General features: G+C 71.2%; 17 protein-coding genes. 16 read left to right on the top strand and 1 reads right to left on the bottom strand.

Annotated features, from left to right (window positions below; translation table 11 throughout):
* Window positions 1–689: 689 nt before the first annotated feature.
* The 7 genes from VF746_20700 to VF746_20670 all read left to right on the top strand — a co-directional run bounded on the left by VF746_20700 (window position 690) and on the right by VF746_20670 (window position 5,117).
* Window positions 690–1,352: a Trm112 family protein gene (locus VF746_20700; protein ID HEX8694859.1), complete on the top strand. Its 663-nt coding sequence runs from the start codon at window positions 690–692 to the stop codon at window positions 1,350–1,352.
* 150 nt (window positions 1,353–1,502) lie between these two features.
* Window positions 1,503–1,973 (top strand): tetratricopeptide repeat protein, encoded by a 471-nt coding sequence (locus tag VF746_20695; protein ID HEX8694858.1) that lies wholly within the window; start codon window positions 1,503–1,505, stop codon window positions 1,971–1,973.
* A 12-nt stretch (window positions 1,974–1,985) separates the two neighbouring features.
* Window positions 1,986–2,360, top strand: coding sequence for a divalent-cation tolerance protein CutA (gene cutA / locus VF746_20690; GenBank protein ID HEX8694857.1), 375 nt, complete (start codon window positions 1,986–1,988; stop codon window positions 2,358–2,360).
* Window positions 2,360–3,010, top strand: a complete 651-nt coding sequence (locus VF746_20685; GenBank protein ID HEX8694856.1) for a tetratricopeptide repeat protein — start codon at window positions 2,360–2,362, stop codon at window positions 3,008–3,010. Before cutA ends, VF746_20685 begins: the two co-directional genes overlap by 1 nt.
* Window positions 3,011–3,295: 285 nt before the next feature.
* Window positions 3,296–4,093 (top strand): 3'(2'),5'-bisphosphate nucleotidase CysQ, encoded by a 798-nt coding sequence (locus tag VF746_20680; GenBank protein HEX8694855.1) that lies wholly within the window; start codon window positions 3,296–3,298, stop codon window positions 4,091–4,093.
* A gap of 23 nt (window positions 4,094–4,116) precedes the next feature.
* Entirely contained in the window at window positions 4,117–4,575 is a 459-nt protein-coding gene (locus tag VF746_20675; GenBank protein HEX8694854.1) for a DUF6794 domain-containing protein, read from the top strand.
* Between the two features lie 71 nt (window positions 4,576–4,646).
* Window positions 4,647–5,117, top strand: a complete 471-nt coding sequence (locus VF746_20670) for a hypothetical protein (GenBank protein HEX8694853.1) — start codon at window positions 4,647–4,649, stop codon at window positions 5,115–5,117.
* Here the strand turns inward: VF746_20670 and VF746_20665 are convergent.
* Window positions 5,069–5,947, bottom strand: coding sequence for a 50S ribosomal protein L11 methyltransferase (locus VF746_20665; GenBank protein HEX8694852.1), 879 nt, complete (start codon window positions 5,945–5,947; stop codon window positions 5,069–5,071). The two genes, VF746_20670 and VF746_20665, sit on opposite strands and share 49 nt — an antisense overlap.
* Before the next feature lie 204 nt (window positions 5,948–6,151).
* Here VF746_20665 and VF746_20660 point away from each other — a divergent pair, with 204 nt between their 5' ends.
* The 9 genes from VF746_20660 (at window position 6,152) to ruvB (ending at window position 13,114) form a co-directional block, all read left to right on the top strand.
* Entirely contained in the window at window positions 6,152–6,898 is a 747-nt protein-coding gene (locus VF746_20660; protein HEX8694851.1) for an arginine deiminase family protein, read from the top strand.
* 16 nt (window positions 6,899–6,914) lie between these two features.
* Window positions 6,915–7,775: a hypothetical protein gene (locus VF746_20655; protein ID HEX8694850.1), complete on the top strand. Its 861-nt coding sequence runs from the start codon at window positions 6,915–6,917 to the stop codon at window positions 7,773–7,775.
* 177 nt (window positions 7,776–7,952) lie between these two features.
* Window positions 7,953–8,246 (top strand): YciI family protein, encoded by a 294-nt coding sequence (locus VF746_20650; GenBank protein ID HEX8694849.1) that lies wholly within the window; start codon window positions 7,953–7,955, stop codon window positions 8,244–8,246.
* Window positions 8,247–8,255: 9 nt separating this feature from the next.
* Window positions 8,256–9,011: an AAA family ATPase gene (locus tag VF746_20645; protein HEX8694848.1), complete on the top strand. Its 756-nt coding sequence runs from the start codon at window positions 8,256–8,258 to the stop codon at window positions 9,009–9,011.
* Between the two features lie 411 nt (window positions 9,012–9,422).
* The gene (locus tag VF746_20640) at window positions 9,423–10,172 is read left to right on the top strand and encodes a YebC/PmpR family DNA-binding transcriptional regulator (GenBank protein ID HEX8694847.1); all 750 of its coding nucleotides are present in this window, start codon (window positions 9,423–9,425) and stop codon (window positions 10,170–10,172) included.
* Entirely contained in the window at window positions 10,141–10,770 is a 630-nt protein-coding gene (ruvC, locus tag VF746_20635; GenBank protein ID HEX8694846.1) for a crossover junction endodeoxyribonuclease RuvC, read from the top strand. The genes VF746_20640 and ruvC overlap by 32 nt, the downstream gene beginning before the upstream one ends.
* On the top strand, window positions 10,767–11,360 hold the full coding sequence (gene ruvA / locus VF746_20630) for a Holliday junction branch migration protein RuvA (GenBank protein ID HEX8694845.1): 594 nt from the start codon (window positions 10,767–10,769) through the stop codon (window positions 11,358–11,360). Before ruvC ends, ruvA begins: the two co-directional genes overlap by 4 nt.
* The gene (locus VF746_20625; protein HEX8694844.1) at window positions 11,357–11,788 is read left to right on the top strand and encodes a hypothetical protein; all 432 of its coding nucleotides are present in this window, start codon (window positions 11,357–11,359) and stop codon (window positions 11,786–11,788) included. The genes ruvA and VF746_20625 overlap by 4 nt, the downstream gene beginning before the upstream one ends.
* A gap of 264 nt (window positions 11,789–12,052) precedes the next feature.
* On the top strand, window positions 12,053–13,114 hold the full coding sequence (ruvB, locus tag VF746_20620) for a Holliday junction branch migration DNA helicase RuvB (protein HEX8694843.1): 1,062 nt from the start codon (window positions 12,053–12,055) through the stop codon (window positions 13,112–13,114).
* The last annotated feature ends 82 nt before the right edge of the window (window positions 13,115–13,196 follow it).

The following is a 13,196-nucleotide window of genomic DNA, read 5'->3' as shown; positions in this document are numbered from 1 at the left end:
GCTTTCTGATAAAGCCTCACACAGAGGACACAGAGAACACAGAGAAACTTCAATCGCGTCTTCAGTTCCTCCGTGTTCTCTGTGTCCTCTGTGTGATTCCCAATCTGTTCGCAACCAGAACAATGCTCGGCAATCTGGTATCACACGGAGTCAACGGAGTCAACGGAGTCAACGGAGAACTGCGGCGAGTCCCCGTCGATTCCGTCGCCTCCGTTCCCTCCGAGTGAGTCCCTTCCGAAGCGGGCGTAGCCATCGCCGCGGCAGTGGCCGCACCGGGCAAGCCCCTGATCGAAGTCGGCTGGCTCCGGGAGACCGGACACCCCCATCTCTGACCAGGAAGTCTCGGTGCTGGTGCCCAACCTGTATCCGGGACGGCTCGGCTCGCCCATATTCGTGCCCTTGACGGGATTCGTTCTTATGGTGCTGATACCCGCTTGCAGAGGATCGTTCGGGGATAGATCTGCAAAAAATCTCACACAGAGGCACAGAGACACAGGGAAAAACCAGAGCTTTCAGTTCTCTGTGCCTCTGTTTCTCCGTGTGATCCCGATCTGTTTCGGAAACCAGAAAGGCGCTCTGTAGCGTGGTATGACTCTGCGTGATCCCGATCTTTGCCGGCTGTATCGCCCGGGGCCCGAGGTTCGCGCGGAAGGGGCGCCGGGGCCGGGAATCCGGAGTGGACGAGGCCGATGTACATCCTGCTGACGGACATTCTCACCTGCCCGCGCTGCGGGCCCGAGTTCGGGCTGGTGCTCCTGGCCGACCGCGTGGAGGAGCGCCGCGTGCTGGAGGGGCGGCTGGGGTGCGCCAACTGCCGCGAGACCTACCCGATCCACGACGGGGCGGCGGACCTGCGCACGTCGGCCCCGGGTGCGGCGCCGGTGGAGGAGGAGGGGAGCGTCGGGGACGCGCAGGAGGGGGCGGTGCGGATCGCGGCGCTGCTGGGGCTGGCCGAAGCGGCGGGAACCGTGCTGGTGGCCGGGCCCGGCGCGGTGCTGGCGCCGCAGGTCTCGGCGCTGGTGCCCGGAATCGAGGTCGTCGCGCTCGCGCCCGCGCCGCTCCCGGGGCCGGAGGCGCCGGGGGTGAGCCGCGTGGCGGCGGGGCCGGCGCTCCCCTTCCGCGGCCGCTCCTTGCGCGGGGCGGCCTTCACCGGCGGGGCCGACGCGGCGCTGCTGGCGGAGGGGTTGCGCGTGCTGGCGCCGGGCTCGCGCATCGTGGTGGAGCGCGCCGGGGCGGAGGTGGCCGGGCAGCTGCGGCGAGCGGGGGCGGCGGTGCTGCTGGAGGACGACGGGGTGGTGGTGGCGCGCGCGCCGGGCGAGCCGGTGCCGCTGCGGATGAACGCGCTGCGCTGACCCGATCGATTCGGTTGCGCGGTTCGGGGCGGTGCCGGTAACTTGGGGGCACCGGCGCGCGTCGGGGCACGCGGCGCCGGCCCAGCCGGTGGTCCGCGCGTGCTTCAGGGCAGGTCTCCTGGTCGTTTATCGTTCCCCTGCATCCCGACGATGTCCTGGATCTCCAAGCTGATCAACGGCCGCTCCGGCCAGGCGGCGAAGGACCCGGATTACTACGAGGAGGGGACCGTCCTCCTCCGCGAGGAGAAGTTCCACGAGGCGCTCACCTCGTTCCGCCTCGCGCTGCGCGAGAGCCCCAACGACCCCGACGTCCTCCAGCAGATCGCGGTGACCTACACCCGCATCGGGATGACGGACGAGGCGGTGAAGACGTACCGCCGCGTGCTGGAGCTGAAGCCGCACGCCAGCGGCGCCCACTACGGGCTGGCGTTCCTGCTGCGCAACGAGGGGAACACCGACGAGGCGGTGGCGCACCTGCGCGCCTTCCTGGCACGCCCCCCGCAGGCGCCCAACGCGCAGCCCCACGTGGTGCACGCGCGCAAGACGCTGGCGGAGCTGACCGGCGAGGGCGACGGCGAGGAGGCCCCGGCCCCCTCGCCCGACCTGCGGCTGGACCTGTAGGCGGGGGCGGCGGTGGACGGCGGCGGCGCGCCGCTCTCGGTGGTGCTGATGACGGCCCCCGACGGCGAGACCGGGGAGCGCATCGCGCGCGCCCTGGTGGAGGAGCGGCTGATCGCGTGCGCCAACCTGGTGCCCGGCGTGACCTCGGTGTACCGCTGGGAGGGCGAGGTGCGCGCCGACGCCGAGCACCTGGTGGTGATGAAGACGCGGCGCGAGCTGCTCGAGCGGCTGTTCGCGCGGGCGGCGGAGCTGCACCCCTACAGCGTGCCCGAGCTGATCGCGGTTGACGTGCAGGCGGGCTCGCGCGTCTACTGCCGGTGGGTGTGCGGCGAGACGGTCGGGGCGGATGACGGAGGCGGCGTTCCCCAGGCAGATCCGAGCGTGTGATGGCCCGCAAGACGAGAGAAGCAGAGGAGGCAGGGGAGGCTCCCGCCGGCGAGGCGCCCGCTCCCGACGCCAACGGGCGCGCGGCGCGCGGCCCGCGCCGGGCGCGCGCGGCCGCGCCGGCCCCGGCGGCCGACGAGGCGCTGGCCGGGAGGCTGGAGCGCGCCGAGGCGCTGGCCGAGGGCGGCAGCCACGCCGACGCGGCCGAGGCGTTCGCGGCCGTCGTGGCGCTGCGCCCCGACCACCTGCGCGCGCTCCTGGGGCTGGGGGCGGCGCTGGCGGCGCAGGGGAAGTACGAGGCCGCCGAGAAGGAGCTGCGCCGGGCCGAGCGCCTGGCGCCCGACGCGGCCGAGGTGCACCTGCAGCTGGGGGCCACGCTGTACAAGCGCGGCAACTACGCGGCCGCCGCCGCCGTGCTGCGCCGGGCGGTGGAGCTGGACCCCGACTCGGGGACGGGCCACCTGCTGCTGGGCGAGGCGCTCAACCAGATGGCCGAGCCCGACGCGGCCCTCCTGGTGCTGGAGGAGGCGGTGCGCATCCAGCCCGAGAGCCCCAGGGCCTACTACGCCATGGGCATCGCCTACGACCGCAAGGGCAACTTCGACCGCGCCGCCGAGATGTACCGCCTCTCCCGCGAGGTCACCAGCCGCTGATCCTTCGTCTGGCAGATGCGAATCGCCCGCCCGTGGTTCTTCCGCGGGCGGGCGTTGTTCTTGGATAGATTCGGAAACAGAAAAACTCTCACAGAGGGCACAGAGGACACGGAGGGACAGCGATCGGTTCTCTGTGTCCTCCGTGTCCTCTGTGAGAGATTCAGCGGAGCTTGCCCGTAGCGCCGGATCCGCACACACACGCGTTGCCTTGCGTGCGGACCTGGCCTTGCAGTCCGCGACGGCCGCCATCGAACCGATGCAGTCTCGAACCCGATTTCCACGCGCGTGACCGACACGACCGACTACGCCGCCGACCTGGACCTGGCGATCCGCGCCGCGCGCGCCGCGGGCGAGGCGGTGCTGCCGTCCTTCCACGATACGCCCGAGGTGCGCTACAAGAGTCCCGAGCAGCCGGTGACCGACGCCGACTTGGCCGCCGACCGCATCCTCCACGACGCGCTGCTGGGCGAGCGGCCGGAGTACGGCTGGCTCTCGGAGGAGACGAAGGACTCGCCCGAGCGGCTGGGGAAGGAGCGGCTCTGGGTGGTGGACCCGATCGACGGGACCAACTCGTTCGTGAAGGGCTTCGCCGAGTTCGCCGTGTCGGTGGGGCTGGTGGACCGCGGGCGGGCCGTGCTGGGCGTGGTGTTCAACCCCGCCACGGGCGAGTTGTACCACGCCGCGGCCGGCGGCGGCGCCTTCCTGAACGGCCGGCCGATCCGCGTCTCCGCCACCGGCGGCGACGCGGACGTGCGCACGCTCCTGGCCTCGCGCTCGGAGATCCGCCGCGGCGACTTCGAGCACTACCCCGAGGGGTGGGAGGTCTCGCCCCTCGGCAGCACCGCCTACAAGATGGCCAAGGTGGCCGAGGGCGCGGGCGACGTGTTCGTCTCCGGGGGCCCGAAGAACGAGTGGGACGTCTGCGGCGCGGAGGTGATCGTGGCCGAGGCGGGCGGGCGGGTGACGAGCCTGGTCGGCGAGCCGCTGCGCTACAACCGGCCGGACCCCGCCTGGCGCGGCGTGGTCGCCACCAACGGCCGCCTGCACGACGCCGTGCTCGCCATCGTCCGCGCGGGGCGCTGAGGAGATCGAGGAGAACGGGACCGATGCGATTCACCGCGCCGCTGGCTTTCCTCCTGGTCCTGGCCGCGCTCGCCGCGGGCTGCCGGGGCGGAGCGGGGGGGACGTACGACCTCGACCCGACCCCGGACGCGACCGATCCCGGCCGCATCTACATCCCCGCCGACGTGAAGGACGCGGTGAGGGAGCTGGAGCGCGCCGCCCCGCTGGCGCTCGTCGCCGAGCTGCGGGCCACGCCGGAGGGGGAGCTGGTGGGGAAGTACCACATGAGCCTGGGCCGCTGGATCCGCGACGAATGGGGGCTGTGGAGCGGCTCGCGCCTGCAGACCCACATGCTCCGGATCGGGGCGCGGCACCCGGACACCATGTCCGGCATCATCCTCACCTCGTTCTGGCGGCACCTGCACGGGCAGCCGCTGCGGGTCGACGAGCAGGTGCGGGAGAACGACGCGGCGGCGAAGCCGGCGGAGCCGCAGGGCGGGTGAGCGCGAAACTCCGGCCGCTCTGCCGCCGTCCTTCCCTGGGCAACTCTCGCGTTGGAAGCCGGAGCGTAACGATGGAATTCCTGGGTTCCGGGCTGGAGCAGCTGCTCTACGAGCTCTGCCGGTTCATCGGCTGGATCATCGGGAAGCTGTGGGGCGTGTACCTGCGCTTCCTGAACCTGCCGATCCTGGTGGCCGTCGGGCTCGATTGCGTCGCGGGCGCCGTCGTGGGCGGGCGCATGATGGGGTCGGTGGACACGGGGACGTTCCTCCTGGGCCTCCTGCTCGTGGCGTTCGCCTGCGTCTTCTTCCCCGCGTCGGTGATCGCCTGGGTGATGAAGGTGCGCGGGGAGAAGGAGGACGACGAGTACCTGCTGCGGCATCCGCGCCGCGCGGCCATTGCCGTACCGGCGCCGGCCGGGCTAGACTCCCTCCCCACCATCCGCGCCGAGGGGGAGCATGTTCGTGCTGCTGCCGAAGTACCTGAAGCGGCGTCTCAGTCCACCCGCGCGATGTCGATGCGCTCGCCGCGACCTCGCGTGTAGCGGTAGACCAGCTCCACCGCGTCCCCCTGCCGCAGCGGGAGCGGAGTGACGAAGAAATAGATGGGGGTCAGCCAGTGGTTGTCGGCTCCCGCCGTCGCGGGGTTGGTGGTCAGGATGATGGAAGGGCCCAGCTGCAGCTCGAAATAGATGACCAGCGCGTTCAGGGTGCCGCTGCGCAGCGCGGCCGTACTGACGCGGCTGGCGACCTTCGGCTCTTCGTGAGACTGCAGGTTGATCTCCGCCAGCAGCGTCGGCGCGGTCAGCGGCTGGCACCGCCGAACCCGGCGCGGGTCCAGGTGGAACGGCAGCAGGGCGTTGGGGGCGACCGCGCCGAGGGGGGAGAAGTCCATCCCGTACCACGCCCGCCAGCACCGGGTGTTGTCGGGAGTGAAGACGTACTTCCTCCGCTCGGCTTCCGAGAAAGCGGCCGGGACGCCGAAGATCCGCAGCGCGTTCGGCAGCACGCGTGCCCCCGGCTTGAGGAAGCGCCGTCTCGCGTCCGCAGTCGCCTCCAGCACACTCTCGCCCAGCGGCCCGTTCCCGAAGATTTCGGTGACCAGCACGTCGGCGCGCTCCGGCAGTTCCACGCGGGTAGACTCGCCCGAGACCAGCACCACGCGGTCGTCCACCCCGTTCGCGACGAACATCCGACGCGCCACCTCTCCCACCGGCCCGGCTTCGATGGCGTAGACACGACGCGCGCCGGCGCGGGCGGCGGCGATCGCCAGGATGCCCGTACCCGTTCCCAGGTCCACCACGACGTCGCCCGGATGCACCACCTGGGGAATGGCGGCCAGAAACCTCCCGGTGCGGCTGCGGTCGTTCAGCATCCGGCTGTGGAGGCGCACCACGTTGGGCCGTAGTACTATCCGGGAGGCAGGGTTGCGGTTGAGCACCGGACCGCGGGATCCGCCGAGGGAAGTTTCTGGGACGCTCATTACCGTTGCGGCTGTTCGACTCGCTCTTTATGATTCTTTTTTAAAGTTACCAGGGGGCGGAGCGTGGATCAAGAACGAACGTTCACGACGGCGTTGATGCGGCGGATCCCTGATACGTACGCCTCTCTGTACGCGGAGCACACCCCCATCTCGCTGGAGTTGGCCCGGGCGCAGCACGACGCCTATGCCGATGCCCTGCGCAGGGCGGGCGTGCAGGTCCGCTACGTGCCGCCCGACCCCGCCTTTCCGGACTCCGTCTTCGTGGAGGATCCGGCGGTGGTCTGGCCGCCGCGCGCCCTGCTGGGGCGGATGGCCCAGCACCGGGAAGGCGAGCAGCGGGCGGTGGTGGACGCGCTCTCCGAGTGGTGCTACGAGGTGGTGGAGCTGCCGCCGGGTGCGCTGCTGGAAGGCGGCGACGTGCTGCACGTGGGCAATGTCACCTACGTGGGCCTCACCGGACGCACCAACCGGCGGGGGTGCGCCGCGCTCGCCGAGTTCATGCAGCCGGCGGGGAGGCGCGTGGTGGGCGTGCAGGTGCGCGAAGACTGCCTGCACCTGAAATCGGTGGCCACCTACCTGGGCAACGGCACACTGGTGGCGGCTCCCGACCTGGTCGACCCGCTCGCCTTCGAGGTGGAGGAGGTCCTCCCCCTCACGGACGAGCTGGGCGCGGCGAACTGCCTACGGGTGAACGGCCATCTGTTGTTCCCGGCAGGCTACCCGAACGCCGAGCTACGGCTGCGCGAGTTCGCGGCGGAGCACGGGGTAGAGCCCGTCCGCCTGGATATCTCCGAATTCGAGAAAGGAGAAGGGTCGCTGACCTGCCTTTGCATCATCTGGTGAATCATGGGAGGCCTTCATGCACACCGACAGCGGCGCCGCCGGCCGCGGCAGCATCACCATCTCGTTCACCGCGCTCCTCTACGGCGTGGTCATCGACGTAACGCTGCATCGCATCCACTCCCTGTCCTTCTCCCCGAGCAACGTGCTGCTCGTGATCGCCGTCCTGCTCGTGATCCAGGACTTCTTCTTCTATCACGAGGACATGAAGTCGTTCAACTTCCGCTTCCTCCTGCGGGAGCGGAAGATCACGGGCACCCGCGCCCCGAACGGCGGTGACGAGCGCAAGCGGGCGGAGTGGAAGGAGTTCCAGCGCAAGAAGCTCGGCATCGAGCGCAAGATCTTCCTCTTCGACACCCTGGTCCTCGTGGCCTGGTTTGCGCTCTCGCTGGCGGCGGCATTCTCCACTCTCCCGGCGTACCTCGCCTGTCTGGCTCTCTTCTTCCTGGCCATCAACTTCTGGGACTGGATGATCACGCCGCTGGAGAGCGAGCTGAACGAGGGGCCGAAGCTCAGCTTCTTCTCCTGTGTGAGGTCCAGCCTGTTCTGCCGCAGGCCCACGCTGCTCCACGTCACCCTTTTCACCGGGGCGGCCGCCGCGGCGGCGGCGCTGGGAGGCGACGCGGTGCGTGCCGAGACCGGCGAGCACGGCTCGTTCGCGGAGTGGTCGCCGCTTGCGGTCGCGCTGCTGGTGCTGCCGCTGCTGGTTTTCCTGGGGTGGCGCCGTTTCTATTACTGGCCGACGCTCGCGGGAGACCTGGAGAGGGACCTGGAGGCAGCCTCGTTGCGCCCGCAGACCACCGGGGCGGGCGGTGAGCCTGCTCCGGCGATACCTCCTGGCTCTTCGGTGGTGCTTCCAGGCGGCGTCGGCACGGGTTAGGAAGGCCGCGCCCTTCAGGTCCGGGGCGCTCGACTTCCTCTGCGGACACGCGGCGGAGCTTCGCCGTTCGCGCTTGCTTCCGCCGTTTCCGAGTTCGCCCGCCTCCCGCCGCTTGCCGCGGCGGGAGGCGGGCGCGTAGACTCCCCTTCCAACCGCACCGGAAGGAGAGCCCTCGAAATGTTCATCCTGCTCTCGAAGTACCTGAAGCCGCTGGATGAGGTGGAGCGCCACCTCCCGGCGCACCGCGAGTTCCTGGACCGCTTCTACCGTGAGGGGAAGTTCCTGGCCTCGGGGCCGCGCGAGCCGCACACCGGGGCGGTGATCCTGGCCGACGCCGCCTCGGAGCTGGAGGCGATGAAGATCGTCTGCGAGGACCCGTTCTTCACCGAGAAGGTGGCCGAGTACGAGGTGGTGCGCTTCACTCCCACGCGGCACGACCCGCGCCTGGCGGGGCTCGCGGGCGGCGGCTGAGGGGGCGCGGTGGGCGGCTACCTCTCGGCGGTGCGGCTGAAGCGCGGCGAGGTGCCTTCCTTCGGGCGCTACCCGTTCTCCCTCCCCGCGGTGCGCGGGCTCGACGCGCTCCGCTTCCACCCCAGGGTCACCTACTTCGTGGGCGAGAACGGCAGCGGGAAGTCGACGCTGCTGGAGGCGGTGGCGGTGGCGCTCGGCTTCAACCCCGAGGGCGGCGGGCTGGGGGAGGTCGACTTCGCCACGCGCGAGAGCCACTCGGAGCTGCACTCCTACCTGGAGACGCGGCCGCCGCGGGTGCGGTACGGGTTCTTCATGCGCACGGAGAGCTTCTTCAACCTCGCCACGGCCATCGAGGAGCTGAGCCGCGAGTCGTGGGCGGCCGCGCTGCCCAGGAAGCCGATCGACTACTACGGCGGGCGCTCGCTGCACGAGCAGTCGCACGGCGAGAGCTTCCTGTCGCTCTTCCAGCACCGGCTGCACGGCGGGCTGCTGGTGCTGATGGACGAGCCCGAGGCCGCGCTCTCGCCGCTCAGGCAGATGAGCTTCCTCTCCATCCTGCACCAGCACGTGCAGGGCGGCGCCCAGTTCGTGATCGCCACGCACTCGCCGATCGTCCTGGCGTACCCGGAGGCCTGGATCTACCGCTTCGACGAGGAGGGGATCGCGCGGGTGGAGTACGAGGAGACGGAGCACTACCACGTCTACCGCGACTTCCTGCAGAACCGCGAATTGAGCCTGCGCGTGCTGCTGGGCGAGGAGGAGTAGGGGCGAGTCGCTCCGACCAGCCCCGGCGCGGCCGCGGGGGCCCTCACCCGCCGCCTTAGAGCGGCAACCCTCTCCCAACTTCGGGAGAAGGTGGACTTTACGACTGCGGCGCGATGTCGGTTCCCGTCCCTGCCGTTGCGTGAGGGATGCGTGCCCGGAGGGCCGGGACGCCGCCGCCACGGGGGTTATGTGGCGGCGGTGGCCCGGCACGGTTGGGCAGCGTTGTTTGCTGCCTTACCGCGCGCGCAGCCCGGCCCGGAGCGCAGCGGAGGGACACGCCCAACCCCGCGGTTCGCGGTCGGAGAAGTTCCCCCCGCGTTGAAGATTCCGGCCAAATCGCTTATTATCCCGGGCTTACGTATCTCCCCGCATTGCCGTACCGAACCGATCCATCTTCAGTGGAGGTGCCCCGTGGCCGGGCATAGCAAGTGGAAGCAGATCAAGCACAAGAAGGCGCTCACCGACAGCCGGCGCGCCGCGGCCTGGACCAAGATCATCCGTGAGATCACGGTGGCGGCCAAGGCGGGCGGCGGCGACCCCACGGGCAACCCGCGCCTGCGCCTGGCCATCGACACGGCCCGCGCGGCCAACATGCCCAACGACAACATCGAGCGCGCCATCAAGAAGGGCACCGGCGAGCTGGAGGGCGTCCACTACGAGGAGATCACCTACGAGGCGTACGGACCCGCGGGCGTGGCCATCATGATCGACACGCTCACCGACAACGCCAACCGCACGGTGGCCGACATCCGCCGCTGGCTCTCGCGCAACGGCGGCAACCTGGGCACCACCGGCTCGGTGGCCTGGATGTTCGACCGGCGCGGCCAGATCGACGTCGACGCCGGCCGCTACGACGAGGAGACGGTGATGGAGGCGGCGCTGGAGGCGGGCGCGCTGGACGTGGAGGGCGACGACGGCACCTTCACCGTCACCACCGACGTGGCCGACTTCGGCGCGGTGCAGGACGCGCTGCGGGAGAAGGGAATCGAGTGGGAGAGCGCCGAGCTGGCGATGGTCCCCAAGACCGAGGTGCGCGTGGAGGGAGACGACGCGAAGAAGCTGGTGAAGCTGCTGGAGCTGCTGGAGGACCTGGACGACGTGCAGAACGTCTACACGAACGCGGACATGGATGTCGACGTCGACAGCCTCGCCGAGGTCTGACCCGCTCCCCGCCGGCCCGGCCGTGGACGCCCCCCGCCCGGCGCGGCCGGCGGACGCCGTGGTGCTGGGGGTGGACCCCGGCACCGCGGTCACCGGCTACGGCGTCGTCGCGCGCTCCAGCGACGGCGCCGTCTCGCTTCTGGAGTGCGGGGTGATCCGCACCAACCCGAAGGCCCCCCTCCCCGAGCGCCTGCGCGACATCCACGAGGGGATCGTGGAGGTGATCGCGCGCGCCCGCCCCTCGGTGCTCGCCGTCGAGAGCGTCTTCTACGCCAAGAACGTCCGCACCTCCGTGGTCCTGGGCCACGCGCGCGGGGTGATCCTCCTGGCCGCCGCCCTGCAGGGGCTGCAGGTGGCCGAGTACCCGCCGGCGGAGGTGAAGAACGCCGTGGTCGGCGCCGGCGCGGCCACCAAGGACCAGGTGGGCTTCATGGTGCAGCGCCTCCTGCGCCTGCGCGAGCCGCCGAAGCCGCACGACGCGGCGGACGGGGTGGCGGTGGCGCTCACGCACTGCTTCCGCGGCTACGGCCCGGCGGCGAAGCTCCCCGCCCACCTGGCGCTCAGGATGATGATGGACCCGCGGAAGGGGCGCCCGTGATCTCGCGCGTGCGGGGGGAGCTGGTGCTGCGCGACCTGGAGCGCGTGGAGGTGATGACGCAGGGCGGCGTCGCCTACGAGGTGTTCATCCCCACCACGGTCTTCGAGCGGCTGCCGCGGCTGGGCGAGCAGGTGAGCCTGCGCACGTTCCACCTGGTGCGCGAGGACGCGCAGATGCTCTTCGGTTTCCTGGACGAGGTGGAGCGCACCGTCTTCTCGCGCCTGCTGGGGGCCACGGGGGTGGGCCCGCGGCTGGCGCTGGCGCTGCTGTCGGCGATGAGCGCGGAGCACCTGGTGCGCGCGATCCGCAACCGCGACGTGGCGGCGCTGACGGCGGTGAGCGGGGTGGGGAAGAAGACGGCGGAGCGGATCGCGGTGGAGCTCTCGGGGAAGCTGGACGACATCGGCTTCGCGCCGTCGGCGCTGTCGGCGCGGGTGCCGGGGCTGGAGGAGGCGCTGCGGGCGCTGGTGGCGCTCGGGATCACGCAGGCCGACGCGGACCGGGCGGTGCGCGCGGTGGTGGCCGAGCAGGGCGCTCTCCCCGCGCCGGACCTGATCCGCCACGCCCTGGCCCGGGCGACGGCGCGGTGAGCGCGCGGGTCCTGCGCCCGCCGGAGCGCGTGGCCGCCGGCCTGCTGGGCGCCGCCGTCTTCTTCCCCCCGCTCCTGGCGCGGCTGGACGGCGCGGAGCGCTGGATGCTCGACTGGTTCGCGCTCTCCGCCGCCCTGCTCTTCGCCGCGGCCACGGGGCTCTCCCGCCAGTCCGCCGTGCCGGGGCCGGATGACGGATCCACGTCTCCCGCGCCGGTGAAGGTGCCCGGCGTCTTTCGCGCGGCGCTGTGGATCGCGCGGATCGGCGCCGGAGCGTTCGCGGCGGTCATCCTGCTGCAGACGCTCGCGGCGACGGTGGGGCGGCGCTGGGACTCGCTCTCCGCGCCGCTGGTGCTGCTCGCGCTGGTGGCCCTCTTCGCCGCCGTGCGCGGGGTGGACCTGCTGGAGGAGCGGGCGGCCGGCGCGTAGGCCCGCCCCGGTCGGCCCTCACCCGGCGCCGCTACCGCGTCGCCACCCTCCCCAACCCCGGGAGAGGGTACTTTGCGGGGTTCCGCGCCGGTGACCGGCCATGTGAGCGGACGCCTGGCGGAGTCCGCGAAGGCGGATTTCGCGCCGTTGCAGCCGCGACTTTGGTCGCCCCAGCCATTCCGGCCGATCACCTTCCCCCTTGCCCGGACGGCTCCGATTCGGCAGCGTATCCCCGCCGAAGAAACGCCGCAAAGCCGCGAGCCGATGACCGATCAGACCCCGCAGCGCTCCGAGATCACCACGCCCGAGCCGATCGGCGACGACGAGACGGCGGAGCTCAGCCTGCGCCCGCAGCGGCTGGCGGAGTTCATCGGGCAGCCCAAGGTCAAGGAGTCGCTGCGCATCGCGGTCGACGCGGCGCTGGGGCGGAAGGAGCCGCTGGACCACATCCTCCTCTACGGCCCGCCCGGCCTGGGCAAGACCACGCTGGGGATGCTGATCGCGCGGGAGATGAACGTGAACATCAAGCTCACCTCGGGGCCGGTGCTGGAGAAGCCGGCCGACCTGGTGAGCACGCTCACGAACCTCTCCGACGGCGACGTGGTGTTCATCGACGAGATCCACCGCCTGCGCCCGATCATCGAGGAGTTCCTCTACCCGGCCATGGAGGACTTCCGCATCGACATCCGCCTCAGCGAGGGGCCGCACGCGCAGACCATCACCATGCCGGTGCCGCGCTTCACGCTGATCGGCGCCACCACGCGCTTCGGACTGCTCACGCCGCCGATGCGCGCCCGCTTCGGCATCGTGCAGCGGCTCGACTACTATCCCGTGGACCAGCTCGCCTTCATCGTCCGCCGCACGGCCGAGATCCTGGGGGTGGGCACCACGGCGGAGGGGGCGCTGGAGATCGCCAAGAGGAGCCGCGGCACGCCGCGCGTGGCCAACCGCCTGATGCGCCGCGTGCGCGACTACGCCCAGGTGCGCGCCGACGGCACCATCGACAAGGCGGTGGCCGACGCGGCGCTGCAGATGCTGGACGTGGACGAGCTCGGGCTCGACGAGATGGACAACCGGGTGCTGCGCTCGCTGATCGAGCAGTTCGGCGGCGGACCCGTGGGCCTCAACACGCTGGCGGTGGCGATCGGGGAGGACTCGGGGACGCTGGAGGAGGTCTACGAGCCGTTCCTGATCCAGAACGGCTTCCTGATGCGCACGCCGCGGGGCCGCGTGGCCACGGCGCTGGCCTACCGCCGCATGGGCTACGCGCCGCCCGTGGACGGGCGCCCCGATTCTCCCCCGCAGGCCAGCCTGTTCGACGCGTGATGGCGGTCCGTTCGAAGCGTTGCCGGTGGGCGAACCGACGTCATCCCGGGGGGAGCGGCAGCGACCCGAGGGATCTGCTTCG

The organism is Longimicrobium sp., assembly GCA_036389795.1.
Taxonomy (GTDB): Bacteria; Gemmatimonadota; Gemmatimonadetes; order Longimicrobiales; family Longimicrobiaceae; genus Longimicrobium.
Note: the sequence above shows the minus strand (reverse complement) of the source record. Positions and strands in the feature narration are given on the sequence as shown.

Bases quoted from the DNA above. Each gene is read 5' to 3' on its own strand.
- VF746_20700 (HEX8694859.1), top strand. From the start codon at position 690: ATGTACATCCTGCTGACGGACATTCTCACCTGCCCGCGCTGCGGGCCC.
- VF746_20695 (HEX8694858.1), top strand. From the start codon at position 1,503: ATGTCCTGGATCTCCAAGCTGATCAACGGCCGCTCCGGCCAGGCGGCG.
- VF746_20685 (HEX8694856.1), top strand. From the start codon at position 2,360: ATGGCCCGCAAGACGAGAGAAGCAGAGGAGGCAGGGGAGGCTCCCGCC.
- VF746_20675 (HEX8694854.1), top strand. From the start codon at position 4,117: ATGCGATTCACCGCGCCGCTGGCTTTCCTCCTGGTCCTGGCCGCGCTC.
- VF746_20670 (HEX8694853.1), top strand. From the start codon at position 4,647: ATGGAATTCCTGGGTTCCGGGCTGGAGCAGCTGCTCTACGAGCTCTGC.
- VF746_20665 (HEX8694852.1), bottom strand. From the start codon at position 5,947: ATGCTGAACGACCGCAGCCGCACCGGGAGGTTTCTGGCCGCCATTCCC.
- VF746_20660 (HEX8694851.1), top strand. From the start codon at position 6,152: ATGCGGCGGATCCCTGATACGTACGCCTCTCTGTACGCGGAGCACACC.
- VF746_20655 (HEX8694850.1), top strand. From the start codon at position 6,915: ATGCACACCGACAGCGGCGCCGCCGGCCGCGGCAGCATCACCATCTCG.
- VF746_20650 (HEX8694849.1), top strand. From the start codon at position 7,953: ATGTTCATCCTGCTCTCGAAGTACCTGAAGCCGCTGGATGAGGTGGAG.
- ruvC (HEX8694846.1), top strand. From the start codon at position 10,141: ATGTCGACGTCGACAGCCTCGCCGAGGTCTGACCCGCTCCCCGCCGGC.
- ruvB (HEX8694843.1), top strand. From the start codon at position 12,053: ATGACCGATCAGACCCCGCAGCGCTCCGAGATCACCACGCCCGAGCCG.